The following is an 18,628-nucleotide window of genomic DNA, read 5'->3' as shown; positions in this document are numbered from 1 at the left end:
GAATTGCGGGCTTTTTCAAACTCCTAAGTTGATCGTCATGGACGCGAAGCTCATTCAGAAGCTCGACGCTCGGTTGACAAACGGGTCCGAAATTTGAAGATTGCCGCCATCAAAAACGGGCAGCGTGGGGAGGACTTATGTCTAGGCGCGCGTTTATCGGCTTCTCTGCTTTTCTTCTTGCCACTTTTGCCTCTCTGACCCCTTCGCTGGCGGCTGACGTCAAGCGCCAGGTGGTCACCACGAAGGATGGCGACTACTTCGGCTTTGATCTGCGCACGGAGCAGAATGTGACGCTGGACCAGTGCTCCGCCTCCTGCATCGGCGACAAGTCCTGCAAGGCCTTCACCTACAATCCGAAGGTGAAGTGGTGCTTCATGAAGTCGGACTTCAACCAGCTAAATAGTTTTCCCGGCGCAATCGCCGGCAAGATCGTCGAGACGGCGGCCACCAGCGAGCCGGATATCGGCGCGGCCCCTGCCCTTTCATTCCTTTCCGACAATTTCGTCCAGAGCGCGCGTGATGCAAAGAACACGCTGACGCTCGGCAATGAGCTGAAGGGCCAGGGCGTCGAAAGCCTGATTGCGCTCGGCCGCATCGAACTGACCTCGGGCAATGTCAACGATGCGCTGAACGCCTTCCAGGGTGCGCTCTCGCTCAGCCCCGACGATGGCGACCTGTGGGTCGAGATGGCGCGTGCCGCCAATACGATCACGAACGACACCTCTGTCGCCACACGCGCCGCCTATGCCGCGCTCAACGGCTACCAGCTGACTCGCACGACGAGCAGCCGCGCCGATGCGCTCGCCGTTCTTGCCGAGGCGCTGAAGAATGCGCAGAACTATCGCCCCGCGCTCAGCGCTTACAAGGCAAGTCTCAATCTCGTCAGCTCGGCCGCCGTCCAGGCAGGCTATAACGATCTTCTGGCCCGCCAGGGCTTCCGCGTGACCGGCAACACGCTCGACAACGACAATGCCTCGCCCCGCGCCTGCGTGCAGTTCTCCGAAAAGCTGGTGAAGAGCGGCGTCGACTATACCCCCTTCGTCACCCTCAATGGGGCAGCACCAAAGGGCGTCGACGCCAAGGACAACCAGATCTGCGTCGAAGGGCTGGAATTCGGCCAGCACTACCGCATTTCGCTGCGCGCCGGCCTGCCCTCCTCGGTGGATGAAAACCTCGCCTCGCAGGTCAATGTCGATATCTACGTCAAGGATCGCACGGCTTCGCTGCGCTTCACGGGCGACAATTTCGTCCTGCCTTCGACCGCGCGCCGCGGCATCCCGATCATTTCGGTTAACGCCAACACGGCCAATCTCAAGCTCTACCGCATCGGCGACCGCAATATCGCGCAGCTTCTGAACAATTCGCAGTTCCTGACGCAGGTGGACAGCTACAGCGCTCAGACCATCCAGGACACCAATGGCGAACTGGTCTGGCAGGGCTCCATTGAGATCAAGCAGGAACTCAACAAGGAAGTCGCAACCAGCTTCCCTGTGGACGAGGCGCTGCCGAAGCGCAAGCCCGGTGTCTATGTGCTGACGGCGGTTGCGCCTGAGAGCGGCGGCCATGAATGGGACCCGCAGGCGACACAATGGTTCGTCGTTTCCGACATCGGCCTCACCACCTATGCCGGCACCGACGGGCTGAATGTCTTTGCCCGCTCGCTCGGCAGCGCAAAGCCGCTGGCCGGCATCCAGCTGCAGCTACTCGCCAAGAACAATGAAATCCTTGGTACCGCCAAGACCGACGATAATGGCCGCGCCGTCTTCAGCGCCGGCCTGATGCGCGGCACGGCGGGTATGACGCCGGCCGTCATCACCGCCCAAAACGGCGATCAGGATTATGTCTTCCTCGACATGACCCGCGCCGGCTTCGATCTTTCCGACCGCGGCGTTGCCGGTAGAACCGCACCGGGCGCGATCGACCTTTTGACCTGGACGGAACGCGGCATATACCGTGCCGGCGAGACGGTGCATGCTTCCGCCCTTGCCCGCGACGTCAGCTCGACGGCGGTCGAAAACCTGCCGCTCACCTTCGTCTTCCTGCGGCCGGACGGCGTCGAGGACCGCCGCATCGTCACCGACGGCGGCAAGCTCGGCGGCTATAATGTCGATCTGCCGCTGCAGCAGACCTCGATGCGCGGCACCTGGACGATGAACATCTACACCGACCCGAAGGGCTCCTCCATCGGCTCGCAAACCTTCCTCGTCGACGACTTCGTGCCGGATCGCATCGAATTCGACATGAAGAGTGACGCCAAGGAGATCGAAGTCGGTCAGCCGACTCCGGTTAATGTCGATGGACGCTATCTCTATGGTGCGCCGGCCGCCGGCCTCAACCTCGAAGGCGAAGTGACGCTGAAGCCGACGCGCCAGAGCGATGCCTTCAAGGGCTATCAGTTCGGCCTCGCCGACGAAGGTGCCGGCAAGGCAAACGCAAATAATGACGATGACGACAGCAGCAGCGGCGATAGCAAGGCCGAGAGCACGCAGGTGCCGCTCGAAGACCTGCAGGCGCTGGACGAGAACGGTAAGACGACCTTCAACGTCACGATCAACGACACGCCTTCGACCACGCAGCTGCTGAACGCCAATATTACGGTGCGCATGCAGGAAGCCGGCGGTCGCGCTGTCGAGCGCTCGCTGACGCTGCCCGTCAAGGCGGATGGCCCACGCATCGGCATCAAGCCGGAATTCGACGGCGATCTCGGTGAAAATTCCGTCGGCAACTTCCATGTCATCGTTGTCGATGCCAATGGCCAGAAGCAGGCCATGCAGGGCCTGACCTGGAAGCTGCTGAGCGTCGAGCGCAATTATCAATGGTATCGCGACGGCAGCAGCTGGAAGTTCGAGCCTATCATGTCCACCAAGCAGGTGGCGGTCGGCACGGTCAACGCCACGACGGACGGTGCGGCGATTTCCATGCCGGTCACCTGGGGTCGCTACCGCCTCGAAGTCTCCACCGCCGATGCGAACGGCCCGGAATCGAGCGTCGAGTTCAATGCCGGCTGGTATGTCGCCTCCACCTCGACGGAAACGCCGGATGCGCTGGAGATCGCACTCGACAAGGAAAGCTACCATGTCGGCGACACGGCCAAGCTGAAGGTCACCTCGCGCTATGCCGGTCAGTTGATGGTGACGGCCGGGTCGGAAACGCTGATCTCGGTCACCAATGCCGATATCGGCGCGACAGGCGGCGAAGTCGACGTTCCTGTAACGGCGGATTGGGGCGCCGGCACCTATCTGACGGCCACTCTTTTCCGCCCCGGCGACGCCCAGGAAAGCCGCATGCCGATGCGCGCCATCGGCATCAAATGGGCCCCCGTCGATCCCGGCGAGCGCAAGCTGCAGATCAAGATCGATGCGCCGCAGAAGACGCTGCCGCGCCAACCGCTCAACATCGCCCTGCAGGTTGCGGGTGCAGGCGCCAATGAGGACGCCTACGTCACGATCGCCGCCGTCGATGTCGGCATCCTCAATCTCACACGCTACCAGCCGCCGGCACCGGATGACTGGTATTATGGCCAGCGCCAGCTCGGGCTCGAAATCCGCGATATCTACGGTCGCCTTATCGATGGTTCGCTCGGCGCGACGGGCAAGCTGCGTACCGGCGGCGACGGCGGACAGGCAGCCCTGCAGGCGAGCCCGCCGAAGGAAAAACTGATCGCCTTCTTCTCCGGTCCGATCAAGCTCGATGCCAATGGCAAGGCGAATGTCAGCTTTGATATTCCGCAGTTCAACGGCACGGCACGGCTGATGGCAGTCGCCTGGTCGAAGGCCGGCGTCGGTCACGCGACACAGGACGTAATCATTCGTGATCCCGTCGTCGTCACCGCCAGCCTGCCGAAATTCCTGGCACCGGGAGACAAGGCGAATCTGCGTCTCGATGTCGCCAACACGGACGCACCAGCCGGCGAATACACCCTCGCGGTAACAGGCAACAGCGCCGTGACGGTGGATGCAAGCGCCACGCAGCAGAAGATCAACCTGCAGGCCGGCGGCAAATACGCCATCACCCTGCCACTGACCGGCGGACAGCCAGGCGACGGCACGATCGCGATCAAGCTCTCGAATGGATCAGGCATGTCGCTCGACCAATCGGTCGATATCCCCGTTCGCCCGTCGCAGCTGCCGGTCACCGAACGGCGTGTCATCGCGCTTGCGCCAGGCAAGAGCCTGACCGTCAATGCCGACCTTCTCGCCGACAGCGTGCTGCCCGGCGCCTCGGTCAGCGTCAATGTCAGCCGTTCCAGCGCCTTTGACGTGCCGGCGCTTTTGATGAGCCTCAGCCACTATCCCTATGGCTGCGCGGAACAGACGGCGAGCAGCGCCATGCCGTTGCTCTACTTCAGCGACATGGCCATCAAGAACGGCCTGGCCAATGACGCCGAGATCCAGAAGCGCGTGCAGGATTCGATCTATCGCGAACTGTCCTACCAGTCCTCGACCGGCAGCTTCGGCCTCTGGAGCCCGGGCTCGGGCGATCTCTGGCTCGACGCCTATGTGATGGACTTCCTGACCCGCGCCCGCGAGCAGAAGTACAACGTGCCGGATCAGGCCATGGTGCAGGGTCTGGAAAACCTCCAGAATGCGCTCAGCGCCAACACCAACGTCAAGGATAACGGCAACGAGATCGCCTATGCTCTCTATGTGCTGGCGCGCAACAAGAAGGCGTCGATCAGCGATCTGCGCTACTATGCGGACACCATGCTGAACGACTTCCCGACGCCGCTATCGAAGGCGCATCTGGCCGCCGCTCTCGCGCTCTACGGAGATGCTCAGCGCTCGCGCAACATCTTCGTGGACTCGCTGCAGATGTCGCAAAAGGCGGCGGTGACAAAGGTCAGCTTCGTCCGCTCGGACTACGGCTCGTCGCTGCGCGATGGTGCCGCCGTACTGGCGCTTGCCGCCGAAAGCCGCCCCGTGCCGCCGATCATTCCGGAACTCGCGAGCGTCGTCGCCAAGGATTGGCAGAGCCGGAAATATACCAGCACGCAGGAACAGACCTGGATGCTGCTTGCCGCCCGCGCCCTGCAGAACGGCGATGACGGCCTGACGCTCGATGTCAACGGCGCTGCCCATAGTGGCACCTACATGGCGCAGATGAGCGGCGACGCCCTGATGGGCCACCCGCTGACCGTCACCAATACGACGCGCCAGCCGCTGTCGGCTGCCGTGACCACCGTCGCGGCTCCGGTTGCACAGCTGCCGGCCGGTGGCAACGGCTTCAAGATCGAGCGCAAGTACTACACGCTCGACGGCGAGGAGGCGAATGTCAGCCAGGCACAGCAGAACGAACGCTACGTGGTCGTGCTGCACGTGACCGAGGACAATGATTGGCCGCAGCGCATCCTCGTGACCGATCTCCTGCCGGCAGGCTTTGAGATTGACAATCCGAGCATCGTCAACAGCGCCCAGCTTTCGAACTTCGACTGGCTCAGCGACATTCAGCCAGCCCATGTCGAATTCCGCAACGATCGCTTCGTCGCTGCCTTCGATCAGAATTCCGGGGCAGATCGCGACATGACCTTCGCCTATGTCGTGCGCGCCGTGACCCCCGGCGTCTACGATCATCCGGCCGCAAGCGTCGAGGACATGTATCGTCCCCAGTTTTCGGCCCGCACGGCGATGGGTCGCATGGAGGTGCTGGGCGCCCAGCAGTAAGAAGCAGCCATGAAGGCGCGGTGGAAAATTGCGATCGGCTTTGGAGCCACCGTCTTGACGGCGGTGGCTCTGGTCTTCGGCCTGGAAGCCGCGGACCGCGCCTATCCGCCGCCGCTCGACAATGCCCGCGTGGTGTCCGTCGAAGTGCTCGATGCCAACGGCGATCTCCTGCGCGCCTTCGCCACGCCCGAGGGGCGCTGGCGGCTGAAGACCGGCGTTGCCGATGTCGATCCGCAATTTCTGCGTATGCTGGTCGCCTATGAAGACCGGCGCTTCTACGATCACCATGGCGTCGATCCCATGGCGATCGGCCGCGCCTTCCTCCAACTCCTCACGCATGGCCGCATCGTGTCAGGCGGCTCGACGCTCTCCATGCAGGTGGCACGCCTGATCGAGCCCCGCAGCGAGCGCTCGATGACGGCGAAACTCTTGCAAGTCGTCCGTGCCATCCAGATCGAACGGCGGCTGACCAAGGAACAGATCCTCGATCTCTATCTGACGCATGCCCCCTATGGCGGCAATCTGGAAGGCGTGCGGGCCGCGAGCCTTGCCTATTTCGGCAAGGAGCCACGACACCTGACCGTCGCGCAGGCAGGCCTTCTCGTCGCCCTGCCGCAGCTGCCGGAAAAGCGACGGCCGGACCGCAATCTCGCCGCCGCCCAAGCCGCCCGCCACCGCGTGCTCGAGCGCGCGGCCGTGGCTGCCGTTATCGGCGAAGGCGAAGCGGAACGTGCCTCGCTTTCACCAATTCCTGCTCAGCGCCTGCAACTGCCGGCCTATGCCGCGCATGTCGCCGAATTGGCACTGCGCAAGCAGTCTGGCGTCATCAAGCATAAGACGACGCTGCGGCGCGATGTGCAGCAGGGCCTGGAAGCCGTTGCGGATGCGGCGGCAAAGCGGCTCGGACCAAAAGTGTCTGTCGCCATGATCATGGCCGACGCCAAGACCGGCGAGATCATCGGTGAAGTCGGCTCGGCGAATTATTTCGATTCCTCGCGCGCCGGCTGGGTCGACATGACCCGCGTGCTGCGTTCGCCCGGCTCGACGCTGAAGCCCTTCATCTATGGCCTCGCCTTCGAGCAGGGCTATGTGGCCCAGGAGACGATCATCGAGGATCGCCCCGCCGACTTCTACGGCTATCGTCCCCGCAATTTCGACATGAGCTACCAGGGCGATGTCAGCGTGCGCCAGGCGCTGCAGCTGTCGCTCAATGTACCGGCTGTGCGCCTGCTCGACGCGGTCGGGCCGACGCGGCTGCTGGTGCGCTTCCGCCGTGCCGAGGTGAAGCCGAAGCTGCCGCCGAACGAAGCTCCGGGCCTTGCCATCGGCCTCGGCGGCGTCGGCGTGACGCTGAAGGATCTCGTGCAGCTCTATGCCGGGCTTGCCAATCGCGGCAAGGCCATGCGGATCGGCGATGGCGTGCAGGACGAGCCGGGACCGATCGACGGCGAGCCACTGATGGAGCCGATCGCGGTGTGGAACATCACCGACATTCTCTCCGACATCATTGCCCCGCGCGGCAGCAAGCAGCTCGGCATCGCTTACAAGACCGGAACCAGCTACGGCAATCGCGATGCCTGGTCGATCGGCTATGACGGCGCGCATGTGCTCGGCGTCTGGGTCGGCCGTCCGGACAATGGCGCCGTACCGGGGCTGGCGGGCTATGTTTCGGCCGCACCCATCCTGTTCGAGGCCTTCGCCAAATCGGGCGTTGCCATAACCCCCTTCCCTGCCGCTCCGATGGGCGCCGTGCGCATCGCGCCGACCGAGCTGCCGATCAGTCAGCGACGCTTTTCCGTGACCGCCGCCGGGCTGCTGGCTGCCTCCAGCCGCGAACCGGCGCCTCAGATCGTCTATCCGCCGGAAGGTGCGCGCGTCGATCTCGGGGCAAGCGGCGGCAACGACCAGATCATGCCGCTGGCGTTGAAGCTGCAGGGTGGCAGGGCGCCGTTCCGCTGGCTCGCCAACGGCAAGCCGCTGCCCGACATGTCGCGCCGCCGCACCAACCAATGGACACCCGATGGCGCCGGCTATTCGACGCTGACCGTCATCGATGCCGCCGGGCGCGCGGCAAGCGTGCGCGTCTTCGTGGAATAGACGTCGTCAAATCATTGCGATCATGGTGCCAGCGTTTTGGCAGTCGGCGGTGTCTATGATATGTTAGACATGACTCAAACGAGGAATGACAAGATGTCGGAAGAGCAGGCAATCCGCGCGGTTGTTCATCTCTACGTCGATGGCATGGCATTCGCGAACGAGCCGGCGCTGCGCAAGGCCTTCCATCCGCGAGCAGCGATCATCGGCAATTATCAAGGCGCGGTGGAATGGATGACGCGGGATGAATTCATTGCCGCGATCGTCGAGGAAGGCAGCGCGCCGCCCGGCACCATTCCGCTGATGGATATAGAATTGATCGACATCGAAGGCGATGCTGCAAGCGTCAAGGTCGTCGACGAATTCGCCGGGATGCGGTTTTCGGACTATCTATCGCTGGTGAAGATCAATGGCCGGTGGAGTGTGGTGAACAAGGTTTATCATCTGCATCGGTAGGTGAGGCGGCACCGAGGATGCCGTGTCCCTGATAACCCCCTCTGTCACTTCGTGACATCTCCCCCACAAGGGGGAGATTGTTGGGAGTATGCCGCACGCTCTTTCGAACCTGAAAGCTTCAGTGTCTGCAGCTTCGATATTTGATCGACGCGAGAAGATTCCGCGAGTTACCAATCTTCCCCTTGTGGGGGAGATGTCGCGATAGCGACAGAGGGGTGACAGACCCTCCGCGAACTCGACCGCAGCCGATTACGCTCTCAGCGCCCCACCCGTCGACTTGGTGACGTTCGCCACGATCTTCTGCGTCAGCGCCTCGAAATCCTCGTCGGTCAGCGTGCGCTCAGCCGGCTGTATCTGCACCTCGATGGCGATGGACTTCTTGCCTTCGCCGAGCGATGCGCCCTCGAAAATGTCGAAGACGTTGACGCCGGTGATCAGCTTGCGGTCGGCACCGGCGGCGGCGCGGATGATGGCGCCGGCTTCCACCGACTTGTCGACCACGAAGGCGAAGTCGCGCTTGACGGCCTGGAAGGGAGAAAGCTCCAGCGCCGGCTTGGTGCGGGTCGCCTTCTTCTTCGGTTCGGGCATGGCATCAATGTAGACTTCGAAGCCGGCAAGAGCGCCCGACACGTCGAGCGCTTCCAGCGTCTTCGGATGGAATTCACCGAAATAGCCGAGTACGACCTTCGGACCCATCTTGATGGTGCCGGAGCGGCCGGGATGATACCAGGTCGGGCCGCCCTGCTCGATCTGAATATTGCCCATCGGCAGGCCGCAAGCCTCGATGACGGCCAGAGCATCGGCCTTGGCGTCGAAAACGTCGACCGGCTTGCCGCCGCCCCTGGTGGCGTTCGACCACATGCGGCCGGCGCCGGCAAGCGATGCCGTGCCGCGGCGAATACCCCCGGCAACGCGTCGCTGTCCCTCAGGCGTGTCGTTTTCATAGGTGCCCGAGACTTCGAAGATCGCGACGTCGCCATAGCCCTTGTCGGCATTGCGCTGCGCAGCCGATAGCAGGCCCGGCAGCAGCGAAGGACGCATGTCGGACATGTCTGCGGCGATCGGGTTCGCAAGCTTCAGCGCGTTGGAGCCGCCGCCGAAGAGCTTGGCCTGATCTTCCGAGATGAAGGACCAGGTGACAGCTTCTAGCATGCCGCGCGCAGCTAGCGCCCGCTTGGCGGTGCGGGTGCGGATCTGCAGCGTCGTCAGGATCTTGCCGTTGACGGCAGTATGGCTTGTGAGCGGCTGCGGCTTGATATTGTCGACGCCATGGATGCGCATGATTTCTTCGACGAGATCGGCCTTGCCGTCAACATCCGGGCGCCAGGAGGGTACCGCGACGGAGACACGCTCACCCGAACCGGAAACCGAAAAGCCGAGCTTCGTCAGGATCGACTTGCTTTCATCGGCCGAAACTTCGAGGCCGGTCAGGCGCTTGACTTCCGACAGCGGGAAATCGACAACCTTCGCCTCATAACCCTTGTAGCCTTCGACGCGGGCTTTGGCAGCCGTGCCGCCGCAGCAGGCAAGCACCAGCTCCGTGGTGCGCTCAAGGCCGGGCACCATATATTCCGGATCTACGCCGCGCTCGAAGCGATAGCGCGCGTCGGTGATGATGCCGAGGCTGCGGCCCGTCTTGGCAATGTTCATCGGGTCCCAAAGTGCCGATTCGATCAGCACGTCGGTCGTGTTCTCGTCGCAGCCGGAATGCTCCCCGCCCATGATGCCGCCGATCGACTCGACACCATTGTCATCGGCGATGACGACGTTGCTGGGGTTGAGCTTGTATTCGCGCTCGTCCAGCGCCAGCACGGTTTCACCTTCCTTGGCGCGGCGGACAACCAAATTGCCCTTGACCTTGGCGGCGTCGAAGACGTGCATTGGCCGACCCTGGTCGAAAGTCATGTAGTTGGTGATATCGACCAGCGCGCTAATCGGACGGAGGCCGATCGCGAGCAGGCGCTGCTGCATCCACTTCGGGCTCGGGCCGTTCTTGACGCCGCGCACAAGGCGAAGCGCAAAGCCCGGGCAAAGGCTGATATCGTCGAGCTCGATCTTGAGTTCGGTCGGCGTTTCACCTTGGACAGGAAACGTTGGCGTGAGGCGGGGCTTTAGCGTGCCAAGGCCAGAGGCGGCGAGATCGCGGGCGATGCCATAGACGCCGGTGCAATCCGGGCGGTTCGGTGTCAGGTTGATCTCGATGACCGGATCGTCGAGGCCGGCATAGGCAGCGAAGCTCGTGCCGACGGGCGCATCTTCCGGCAGATCGATGATGCCGTCATGGCTGTCGGAGATTTCCAGCTCCTTTTCCGAGCACATCATGCCGCGGCTCTCGACGCCGCGAATGTTGCCGATGGCGAGCGTCACATCGATGCCGGGAACGTAGGTGCCGGGGGCCGCGAAGGCACCGACGAGGCCGGCGCGCGCATTGGGGGCGCCACAGACCACCTGAACGGGCGCGCCGCTACCGGTGTCGACCATCAGCACCTTCAGGCGATCGGCCTGCGGGTGCTTTTCGGCCGAGAGAACCTTGGCGATGACGAAGGGCTTGAATGCGGCCTTGTCGTCCACTTCTTCCACTTCCAGCCCGATCATCGTCAGGCGGGCGCAGATCTCGTCGAGCGTGGCGTCGGTTTCCAGGTGCTCTTTCAGCCAGGAGAGTGTGAATTTCATGTGCTTTATCCCTTCCTTACGCGCTCAGACCGCCGAACAAAGTCGGCATATCGAGCGGGCGGAAGCCATAGTGGTTCATCCAGCGGACGTCGGCGTTGAAGAAGTCGCGCAGGTCGGGCATGCCGTATTTCAGCATGGCAATGCGGTCGAGGCCCATGCCCCAGGCAAAGCCCTGATACTCGTCCGGATCGAGGCCGCCGTAACGCAGTACGTTCGGATGCACCATGCCGCAGCCGAGGATTTCCATCCAGTCGGTGCCTTCGCCGAACTTGACGATCGGGCCGGAGCGGTCGCATTGGATATCGACCTCGAAGGACGGTTCCGTGAAGGGGAAGAAGGACGGGCGGAAGCGCATCGTCACATTGTCGACCTCGAAGAAGGTCTTGCAGAACTCTTCGAGTACCCAGCGGATATTGGCGACGTTCGCCGTCTTGTCGATGACGAGGCCTTCGACCTGATGGAACATCGGCGAATGCGTTGCATCGCTATCCTGGCGGTAGGTCTTGCCGGGGATGATGATACGGATCGGCGGCTTCTGCGCTTCCATGGTGCGGATCTGCACCGGCGAGGTGTGCGTGCGCAGAACCTTGCGCTCACCCTTTTCATCCGGCTGGAAGAAGAAAGTGTCGTGCATTTCGCGGGCCGGGTGCCCTTCCGGGAAGTTGAGCGCCGTGAAGTTATAATAATCGGTCTCGACATCGGGGCCCTCAGCGATCGAGAAGCCCATATCGCCGAAGATGGCCGTGATTTCGTCGACGATCTGGCTGATCGGATGGATGCGGCCGCGCTCAGTCGGCGAGGAGCGGACCGGCAGGCTGACATCGACGGTCTCGGCCTTCAGCTTCGCCTCGATCGCCGCATCGCGCAGCTCGCTCTTGCGGGCGTTGATCGCGTCGGTGACGGCGTTCTTCAGCGCGTTGATCGCTGCGCCGCGTGTCTGCCGTTCTTCCGGCGACATGGAGCCCAGCGTCTTCAGCAGTTCCGAAACCGAGCCCTTCTTGCCGAGCGCGGCAACCCTGACCGCCTCGATCGCCTGCTCGTCGTTCGCCGCAGCCACCTCGGCCATGAGTTGGGTTTCGAGTGTTACGAGTTCCGTCATCTGATCCTGCCTTGCGGGCGGCGGGCTTGGAACGCCGCTCATTCCGCGGAATAATGGATGAACGCCCACATCAGACTGCTTGTGGCAACGATGAGGCGCTGCAGATCACTACCCATGTGGAAGCGGCCAATCAACCGGGCAAATGACAAAAACACGCCAAGAATACGGTACTTGGTATTTGTCGCCCGACGCGCGACCCATTTTCGAGCCTCGCCCAACAAGACAGCCTGACACGATGGAAAAGCATATGCTGCAAAACACAAAACCCGCGCCGGTTTCGCCAGCGCGGGTTTCATAATGAATTTACGAAAGACGTGCGAGGCAGCGTTAGTTAACGGCTGCTTCGAACTCGTTCTTCGTGCCGGCTTCCTTGAGGTATTCAAGTGCCTTCTTCGAAGCGACGACGAGCGCGCCGAAAGCTTCCTGCTCATGGATTGCCATGTCGGAAAGAACCTTGCGGTCAACTTCGATGCCAGCCTTGGTCAGGCCGTCGATGAAGCGGCCATAGGTCAGGCCATGCTCGCGGACGGCAGCGTTGATGCGCTGGATCCAGAGGGCGCGGAAGTTGCGCTTGTTAACCTTGCGGTCGCGATAAGCGTACTGCTTTGCACGATCGACGGCGGCCTTGGCGGTACGGATGGTGTTCTTGCGACGGCCGTAGAAGCCCTTGGCTGCCTTCAGAACCTTCTTGTGCTTGGCGTGGGCGGTAACGCCTCTTTTTACGCGTGCCATTTCATGATCTCCTTAGTCTATAGCGTTACGAATAGTCTTAGAGACCGTTCGGCAAGTAGTTCTTGATAACCTTACGGCCATCCGGTTCTGCGAGAACCATGGTGCCGCGGGCATCGCGAATGAACTTGTTGCTACGCTTGATCATGCCGTGGCGCTTGCCAGCAGCGGCTGCCTTGACCTTGCCGGATGCGGTGATCTTGAACCGCTTCTTGGCAGAGGACTTCGTCTTCATCTTGGGCATTTTGCTACTCCTTCGATGCTTCCTGGCCTGCTTTGCTTAAAAGCCCTTCCCACAGATCCGGAACTGACCGGGCTGCAACAAGGTGCCGGAGCGTTTGTTGTTGAACGGCGGATACGGTGACGAACCGCTCCACCAGCATTCTGAACTGCCACGGCATGCCCTGCCGGTCAGTTCGGACGCGCGCTTATAACCGCACTTGCCTTCAAGTGCAACGGTGCCAATGCGGGAATCTTTGCAGATCGATGACAGGCATGGCCCATGCCGCACAAAAGGAAAAAGCCGTCCAAGGGACGGCTCCGGCCTCTCTACTCCGACTTGCGCCTCACTTGGGCGCAAGCACCATCATCATCTGGCGGCCTTCGAGCTTGGGCTCGGCCTCCACCTTGGCGATCTCGAGCGTATCTTCCTTGACCTGCTGAAGAAGCTTCATACCGAGTTCCTGGTGGGCCATTTCGCGGCCACGGAACTTCAAGGTCACCTTCACCTTGTCGCCTTCCTCAAAGAAACGGCCGATCGCCTTCATCTTCACCTCATAATCATGGGTGTCGATGTTGGGACGCATCTTGATTTCTTTGACTTCGACGATCTTCTGCTTCTTGCGCGCTTCGGCGGCCTTCTTCTGGTTGGCATATTTCAGCTTGCCCAGGTCGAGGATCTTGCACACAGGCGCATCAGCATTGGGGGAAATTTCCACCAGATCGAGACCGGCCTCCTCTGCCATTCTCAATGCTTGGTCGATCGGCACAACGCCCAAATTCTGGCCGTCAGCTGTAATGAGCTGAACTTTGGGAACGCGAATTTCCCTGTTGGAACGTGGCCCGTCCTTTACGGGCGCATCGGTTTTAAAGGGTCTGCGAATGGTCGTATTCTCCACGAATTGTTTCGGATAGCTGCAGCCTCTCGCTCCCCGTCGGCGCAACTGACGGAAATGTCGTAAAAGCTGTGTTGAAGTCAATAGCATGACAGCAGGAAAAAAGCACCTCCCGCGTGTCAATAGAGTGTCGCGGAAGCGCGAGATGCGCGAAGGACACAGTATCCTGCGCATTTATGTAGAGAGCCCAGCCAAAAGATCGAGGATTTTTCAGGTCACGCGAGCGCGAATCTGTTTTATAGGGCAGAAAATCCGGGAGCTTTCCATGTCCGAGACCGCAACCATCCGACCGATCTTTCTTCCCGTTGGCACGGGCGACAGCGAGCGCCAGATCGCCGTCATTCAGCGCGTAGCCGGTAAGGGCGACATGAATGTCAGCTTCGTCTGGTTGTCCGGCTATCGATCCGATATGAGCGGAACCAAGGCACTGGAACTGGATGCGCTGGCCGCGCGGCTCGGTATCGGCTGCATCCGCTTCGACTATTCCGGTCACGGCCAATCCGGCGGCAAGTTTACCAACGGCACGATTTCGCGCTGGCTGGAAGAGACACTTGCCGTCATCGACCATACCAAGCCGAAGAAGATCGTTCTCGTCGGCTCCTCGATGGGCGGCTGGATCGCGCTCAGGGCCATCCAGGAACTGCGCAAGCGCAAGAAAGCACCCACTATTGCAGGCCTCGTGCTGATCGCGCCCGCGCCCGATTTCACCATCGACCTCATCGAACCCAATCTTTCCGACGTCGAGCGGCGCTCCCTGGCAGAGCGCGGCTATTTTGATGAGCCTTCGGAATATAGCCCCGAGCCGAACATCTTCACCCGCGCGCTCATCGAGGACGGCCGAGCCAATCGCGTGCTCACCGGCATCATCGAGACCGGCTGCCCCGTACATATATTGCAGGGCATGGAGGATGCCGACGTGCCTTTTTCGCATTCGTTAAAGCTGGTCGAGCACCTGCCGGCCGACGATGTGGTGTTAACACTTGTGCGCGATGGCGATCACCGCCTGTCGCGGCCGCAGGATCTGGAGCGCATGCTCGCTGTGGCCGAGACATTAGCGCTGCATAATACGCCGTAAAAACAAGCAGATACCTGCAGGCCTCTTAGTGCGCGGCCTCCTTTGGCCGACGCCGCATGCGCGCGGCCGCATAATCGCAGGCAGCAGAGGATTGTGGCAACTATTCCCTTGATTGTGCCGAAATTAACCATATGAGCCGGTTCCCGCGTTAACACTTAAGTAACGATTGACTTCGCGCACCCCCCTACATTAACAATTTGTTAACAAATGCAGGGACGATACAAGGATAGTGGGCGTGCGTATAAAGGGCTTGTTGATTGCCTTCGCTGCTATAGTTGCGATGTCGTCGGCGGCGATGCCAGCACCTCAGCAGGGCGCTTCGATGACCGTCGGCAACGTGACCTCCCAGCCGATCGGGCACTACGACTTTTGTCAGAGACATACGGACGAGTGCGGCCCGACCCGCAATATCGGCCCTGTCGACATGAACGCCGCCGCCTGGGCGCTGGTCAATCAGGTCAACCTGCGCGTCAACAAGACCATCCATCCGGCGACAGACATGGAAGTCTACGGACAGGAAGAATATTGGGAATATCCGAAAACCGCCGGTGACTGCGAGGATTTTGCCCTTCTGAAGCGCAGGATGCTGATGCAGAGCGGCATTTCCGCATCCAATCTACTGATGACGGTCGTACGCAAGCCCGATGGCGAGGGACATGCGGTGCTGACGCTGCGCACCAAACAGGGCGATTTCATCCTCGACAATCTCGAAGACGAGATCAAGGTCTGGAACCAGACCCCCTATTCGTACCTGAAGCGCCAAGCGAGCTTCAATGCCGGCCGCTGGGTGACCATCGAGAACGGCAACGACGTCCTCGTCGGCGCCGTCAAGTAAGAAAGCCAAACTGTCAAACGCAGATAGGCCGGCCCCTCGACCGGCCTTTCGTTTTTTCATCATGTATGAAAACGCGCCTTACTTTCATGCAAGGGCGAATTGGTCATCACCACGAACGTCAGCTGTTTTTATGGCTCTGCTGGCCTGCCTTGACGTGTTGCTCGTGCGTGCCGCCGCGCGAGCCGCCAGAGTGCTGCTCGCGGGAGCCGCTCGACGAAGCATTCCTCGTATTATCGTTGTCCATGTTCTTGTGGCTCTGTTGGCCAGCCTTCACATGCTGCTCGTGAGTTCCACCTTGGTTTGCCATTGGATCATCTCCTTTGGTTTGCATACGAGGCCAAGAGCGGCCTCGTATTGCTAACCGATGGCAGTGGAAGGCGTTCCGACTTTTAACATTTCGTGATCTGAGAATGTCCTCGCCCTACCTCACCCATTTCCGATCAGAATGCCGGCACCCAGCACAAGCGAGCCGCCGAGGACGACCTGGAAGGCAGCCCGCAGAAACGGCGTTTCCATATACTTATTCTGGATGAAGGCGATGGCCCAGAGCTCAAAGAAAACAACCACGGCCGCAGTAATCGTCGCGGTCCAGAAATGCGGAATGAGATAGGGCAAGGCGTGCCCGAGGCCGCCAAGCGCCGTCATGATGCCGCAGGCAAGGCCGCGCTTGATCGGCGAACCGCGGCCGGAGATCTTGCCGTCGTCATGGGCCGCCTCGGTGAAACCCATCGAAATGCCGGCGCCAACCGACGCCGACAGGCCGACAAGAAAGGTCTGCCATGTCTGCTGCGTGGCAAAGGCGGCGGCGAAGATCGGTGCGAGCGTCGAGACGGAACCGTCCATCAGCCCGGCGAGACCCGGCTGCACGTAGGTCAGCACGAACTGGCGGCGTGCCTGTGCATCCTCCTCGTGCTTGACCTCTTCCGGCGTGTGCTTCTCGCCCAGCATGCGGGCGACGTCTTCGTGGCCCTGCTCGGCAAGCGCAAGATCGCCGAGAAGCTGGCGTGTCGAGGCGTCGGAGACCTGCTTGGCCGCCTCGACATAGAAATTATAGGCCTGCTGCTCCATCGCCTCGGCTTCGTTGCGCATGGCATCGAGGGAGAGGTTCTTGCGCAGCCAATCCGGCTTGCGTTCGTAAAAGCCATGCACATGCTCGCGCCGGATCAGCGGGATACGCTCGCCGAAGCGGCGGCGATGCATATCGATCAGCGTCTTGCGATGGCTGTCCTCGACCTCGGCCATATCCTCGAAAACCTTGGCGGACTCAGGATAGTGCGGACGGAGCGTATCTGCATAGGCAAGATAGATGCGCGAATCATCCTCTTCCGCCGCAATGGCGATCGCGAGGATCTCCTGTTCGGAAAGCGAGGTGAAAGGACGTTTGGACGGGCGAAACAGGCCGAGCAGCATCGGGGGCAACCTTATGACTTTAGAATTATTCTAAATCTAAAGTCAGTGATTGCGCTGGTCAAGCGCGGATGTGTTGCCGTCTGGGCTGCGCGCCGAAGAATTCACGGTTTATCGCGACAACATCAGCAATCGCGAGATGGTTTGACAGATTGCCGCAACATTCCGATGACGCTTGGCGTGGCCGGCAAATTGCTTACATAGATGCAGACAGATGCGGCTTGCGGCGATGTCTAGCCCGAGCCAGGAGACTATTATGGAACAGGAACTACAAGCCCGCGCAGCTCACCTCGCCGGCATTCGCGAGAAAGCCGAGGCGGAAATGGCGCGCATAGGCATCGATGCTGCCTTCATCGACAGGCTGGTCGATACATTTTATGGACGCGTTCAGTCACATTCGCGGCTCGGGCCAGTCTTCGAGGGACGCCTTGCCGGACGCTGGCCGGATCATATGGAGAAGATGAAACGCTTCTGGTCCTCCGTCGCCTTCAAGAACGGCGCCTATGGCGGCAAACCGGTGCAGGCGCATCTCGGCGTCGGAGGAATGAGCGCCGATCTCTTTCCTGAGTGGCTGGCGCTTTTCTCCGAAACGCTTGGCGACATCGCACCTTCGGCGGAGGCCAAAGCCTGGTTCATGGCGACAGCCGAACGCATCGCCAAGAGCCTGACGCTCTCGCTCTTCTATAATCCTGCGCTGGACGATCCCGCGAGGACGACGGCTTAAGGCAGGCCGGCGAAAATATGGAATTCGACAGCAGATGCCGACGGGCACGCGATCGATGAAGTTCGGAACTTCGTCGGCATCAACTGCGGCATGAGTGATCGATACGATTCTCTTGACGGCGGCAAGCCGCTTCAAACCCGCCGCCAGATCAGGCAGCACCTATGCATGTGCTTTGCGATAGGCTGCGACCGCAAGCCAGATTGCAGAAAGCAGGAAGTAGAAGGCTCCGAATGCCGCATAGGGAACGATATCCAGAATTGTCGGCGCGACGGTGCCGAGGGATCGACTGAGCATGAAACCGCCGGCAAGCGCCGACTGCGCACCGCTCAAGATCATTACCCATTGAGCGCCATAGATACGCCAGCGCCTTACGCCGGTGTAGAGTTGCAGCAGGCCCGAGAGGATCGCCCAAGCCCCAAACACGGCCAGAACGGCATAGGTGCTATTGTCGGTGGCTACCACAACGGCGAGCGCCGTGATGATGCTGACGACAACATTCAATGTTTGGGACGGATTGACCTTCAGGCCGCCGTTAACCCGGGCGTCGACCAGATTGGCGAGGGCATCCCACACAGGATAGATAACCAGCAGAAACGCGACGGATGGCGGTTTTGCACTGAGGAGGATCGCGGCTGCAATCCAGGCGATCGAGAACAGGGCACGTGTAAAATAGTAGGACTGCAGCCAGTTGGGCTGGGGTGAAATGCGGCTTTGCATCGGGAGGCTCCTTGTATTTGACTACCTACTAGTAGGAAGACAAA

The 18,628-nt window shown here is 61.0% G+C and carries 15 protein-coding genes; 6 read left to right on the top strand and 9 right to left on the bottom strand.

From position 1 onward, the window contains the following. The first annotated feature begins 137 nt into the window (after positions 1-137). The 3 genes from FHX05_RS08775 to FHX05_RS08765 all read left to right on the top strand — a co-directional run bounded on the left by FHX05_RS08775 (position 138) and on the right by FHX05_RS08765 (position 8,210). A complete protein-coding gene (locus tag FHX05_RS08775; RefSeq protein WP_183871324.1) occupies positions 138-5,660 on the top strand; it encodes an alpha-2-macroglobulin family protein in 5,523 nt (1,840 codons plus the stop codon). Positions 5,661-5,669: 9 nt separating this feature from the next. Continuing rightward, positions 5,670-7,757, top strand: coding sequence for a penicillin-binding protein 1C (gene pbpC, locus FHX05_RS08770; protein WP_183871323.1), 2,088 nt, complete (start codon positions 5,670-5,672; stop codon positions 7,755-7,757). Between the two features lie 93 nt (positions 7,758-7,850). Further along, the gene (locus FHX05_RS08765; RefSeq protein ID WP_183872393.1) at positions 7,851-8,210 is read left to right on the top strand and encodes a nuclear transport factor 2 family protein; all 360 of its coding nucleotides are present in this window, start codon (positions 7,851-7,853) and stop codon (positions 8,208-8,210) included. A 249-nt stretch (positions 8,211-8,459) separates the two neighbouring features. Here FHX05_RS08765 and pheT read toward each other — a convergent pair whose 3' ends face one another. The 6 genes from pheT to infC all read right to left on the bottom strand — a co-directional run bounded on the left by pheT (position 8,460) and on the right by infC (position 13,814). Then, positions 8,460-10,883, bottom strand: coding sequence for a phenylalanine--tRNA ligase subunit beta (gene pheT / locus FHX05_RS08760; RefSeq protein WP_183871322.1), 2,424 nt, complete (start codon positions 10,881-10,883; stop codon positions 8,460-8,462). A gap of 16 nt (positions 10,884-10,899) precedes the next feature. Further along, positions 10,900-11,982, bottom strand: a complete 1,083-nt coding sequence (gene pheS / locus FHX05_RS08755; protein WP_112336784.1) for a phenylalanine--tRNA ligase subunit alpha — start codon at positions 11,980-11,982, stop codon at positions 10,900-10,902. A gap of 38 nt (positions 11,983-12,020) precedes the next feature. Continuing rightward, complete coding sequence (locus FHX05_RS08750; protein WP_246698888.1) at positions 12,021-12,278, bottom strand: hypothetical protein; 258 nt, start codon at positions 12,276-12,278, stop codon at positions 12,021-12,023. 31 nt (positions 12,279-12,309) lie between these two features. Further along, the gene (rplT, locus tag FHX05_RS08745; protein ID WP_112336785.1) at positions 12,310-12,714 is read right to left on the bottom strand and encodes a 50S ribosomal protein L20; all 405 of its coding nucleotides are present in this window, start codon (positions 12,712-12,714) and stop codon (positions 12,310-12,312) included. A gap of 37 nt (positions 12,715-12,751) precedes the next feature. Further along, positions 12,752-12,955, bottom strand: coding sequence for a 50S ribosomal protein L35 (gene rpmI / locus FHX05_RS08740; protein ID WP_012759782.1), 204 nt, complete (start codon positions 12,953-12,955; stop codon positions 12,752-12,754). Between the two features lie 322 nt (positions 12,956-13,277). Further along, the gene (gene infC / locus FHX05_RS08735; protein ID WP_181476247.1) at positions 13,278-13,814 is read right to left on the bottom strand and encodes a translation initiation factor IF-3; all 537 of its coding nucleotides are present in this window, start codon (positions 13,812-13,814) and stop codon (positions 13,278-13,280) included. 277 nt (positions 13,815-14,091) lie between these two features. Between infC and FHX05_RS08730 the strand changes: the two genes are divergently transcribed. Beyond that, positions 14,092-14,901, top strand: coding sequence for an alpha/beta hydrolase (locus FHX05_RS08730; RefSeq protein ID WP_183871321.1), 810 nt, complete (start codon positions 14,092-14,094; stop codon positions 14,899-14,901). A gap of 235 nt (positions 14,902-15,136) precedes the next feature. Beyond that, positions 15,137-15,736, top strand: coding sequence for a transglutaminase-like cysteine peptidase (locus tag FHX05_RS08725; RefSeq protein ID WP_015338478.1), 600 nt, complete (start codon positions 15,137-15,139; stop codon positions 15,734-15,736). Between the two features lie 118 nt (positions 15,737-15,854). Here the strand turns inward: FHX05_RS08725 and FHX05_RS08720 are convergent, their stop codons facing one another. Together FHX05_RS08720 and mbfA are read right to left on the bottom strand one after the other, a co-directional pair. Then, complete coding sequence (locus FHX05_RS08720) at positions 15,855-16,043, bottom strand: hypothetical protein (RefSeq protein ID WP_112399686.1); 189 nt, start codon at positions 16,041-16,043, stop codon at positions 15,855-15,857. Between the two features lie 119 nt (positions 16,044-16,162). Continuing rightward, positions 16,163-17,146: an iron exporter MbfA gene (mbfA, locus tag FHX05_RS08715; protein ID WP_015338476.1), complete on the bottom strand. Its 984-nt coding sequence runs from the start codon at positions 17,144-17,146 to the stop codon at positions 16,163-16,165. Positions 17,147-17,399: 253 nt separating this feature from the next. Between mbfA and FHX05_RS08710 the strand changes: the two genes are divergently transcribed. Then, positions 17,400-17,867 carry a truncated hemoglobin gene (locus tag FHX05_RS08710; RefSeq protein WP_183871320.1) on the top strand — a complete coding sequence of 156 codons (468 nt, stop codon included), beginning with the start codon at positions 17,400-17,402 and terminating at the stop codon, positions 17,865-17,867. Between the two features lie 159 nt (positions 17,868-18,026). Here the strand turns inward: FHX05_RS08710 and FHX05_RS08705 are convergent, their stop codons facing one another. Further along, positions 18,027-18,584, bottom strand: coding sequence for a DUF308 domain-containing protein (locus tag FHX05_RS08705; protein ID WP_112609219.1), 558 nt, complete (start codon positions 18,582-18,584; stop codon positions 18,027-18,029). Positions 18,585-18,628: the final 44 nt, after the last annotated feature.

Source organism: Rhizobium sp. BK491 (assembly GCF_014194925.1).
GTDB lineage: Bacteria > Pseudomonadota > Alphaproteobacteria > Rhizobiales > Rhizobiaceae > Rhizobium.
This window is presented reverse-complemented; position numbering and strand designations above follow the sequence as displayed.

What these genes read in the sequence shown, in the direction of transcription:
- rpmI (WP_012759782.1), bottom strand. Translation starts at nt 12,955, where the DNA reads ATGCCCAAGATGAAGACGAAGTCCTCTGCCAAGAAGCGGTTCAAGATC.
- rplT (WP_112336785.1), bottom strand. Translation starts at nt 12,714, where the DNA reads ATGGCACGCGTAAAAAGAGGCGTTACCGCCCACGCCAAGCACAAGAAG.
- mbfA (WP_015338476.1), bottom strand. Translation starts at nt 17,146, where the DNA reads ATGCTGCTCGGCCTGTTTCGCCCGTCCAAACGTCCTTTCACCTCGCTT.
- FHX05_RS08765 (WP_183872393.1), top strand. Translation starts at nt 7,851, where the DNA reads ATGTCGGAAGAGCAGGCAATCCGCGCGGTTGTTCATCTCTACGTCGAT.
- FHX05_RS08730 (WP_183871321.1), top strand. Translation starts at nt 14,092, where the DNA reads ATGTCCGAGACCGCAACCATCCGACCGATCTTTCTTCCCGTTGGCACG.
- FHX05_RS08705 (WP_112609219.1), bottom strand. Translation starts at nt 18,584, where the DNA reads ATGCAAAGCCGCATTTCACCCCAGCCCAACTGGCTGCAGTCCTACTAT.
- FHX05_RS08710 (WP_183871320.1), top strand. Translation starts at nt 17,400, where the DNA reads ATGGAACAGGAACTACAAGCCCGCGCAGCTCACCTCGCCGGCATTCGC.
- FHX05_RS08775 (WP_183871324.1), top strand. Translation starts at nt 138, where the DNA reads ATGTCTAGGCGCGCGTTTATCGGCTTCTCTGCTTTTCTTCTTGCCACT.
- pbpC (WP_183871323.1), top strand. Translation starts at nt 5,670, where the DNA reads ATGAAGGCGCGGTGGAAAATTGCGATCGGCTTTGGAGCCACCGTCTTG.
- FHX05_RS08720 (WP_112399686.1), bottom strand. Translation starts at nt 16,043, where the DNA reads ATGGCAAACCAAGGTGGAACTCACGAGCAGCATGTGAAGGCTGGCCAA.
- FHX05_RS08750 (WP_246698888.1), bottom strand. Translation starts at nt 12,278, where the DNA reads ATGAAACCCGCGCTGGCGAAACCGGCGCGGGTTTTGTGTTTTGCAGCA.
- pheT (WP_183871322.1), bottom strand. Translation starts at nt 10,883, where the DNA reads ATGAAATTCACACTCTCCTGGCTGAAAGAGCACCTGGAAACCGACGCC.
- pheS (WP_112336784.1), bottom strand. Translation starts at nt 11,982, where the DNA reads ATGACGGAACTCGTAACACTCGAAACCCAACTCATGGCCGAGGTGGCT.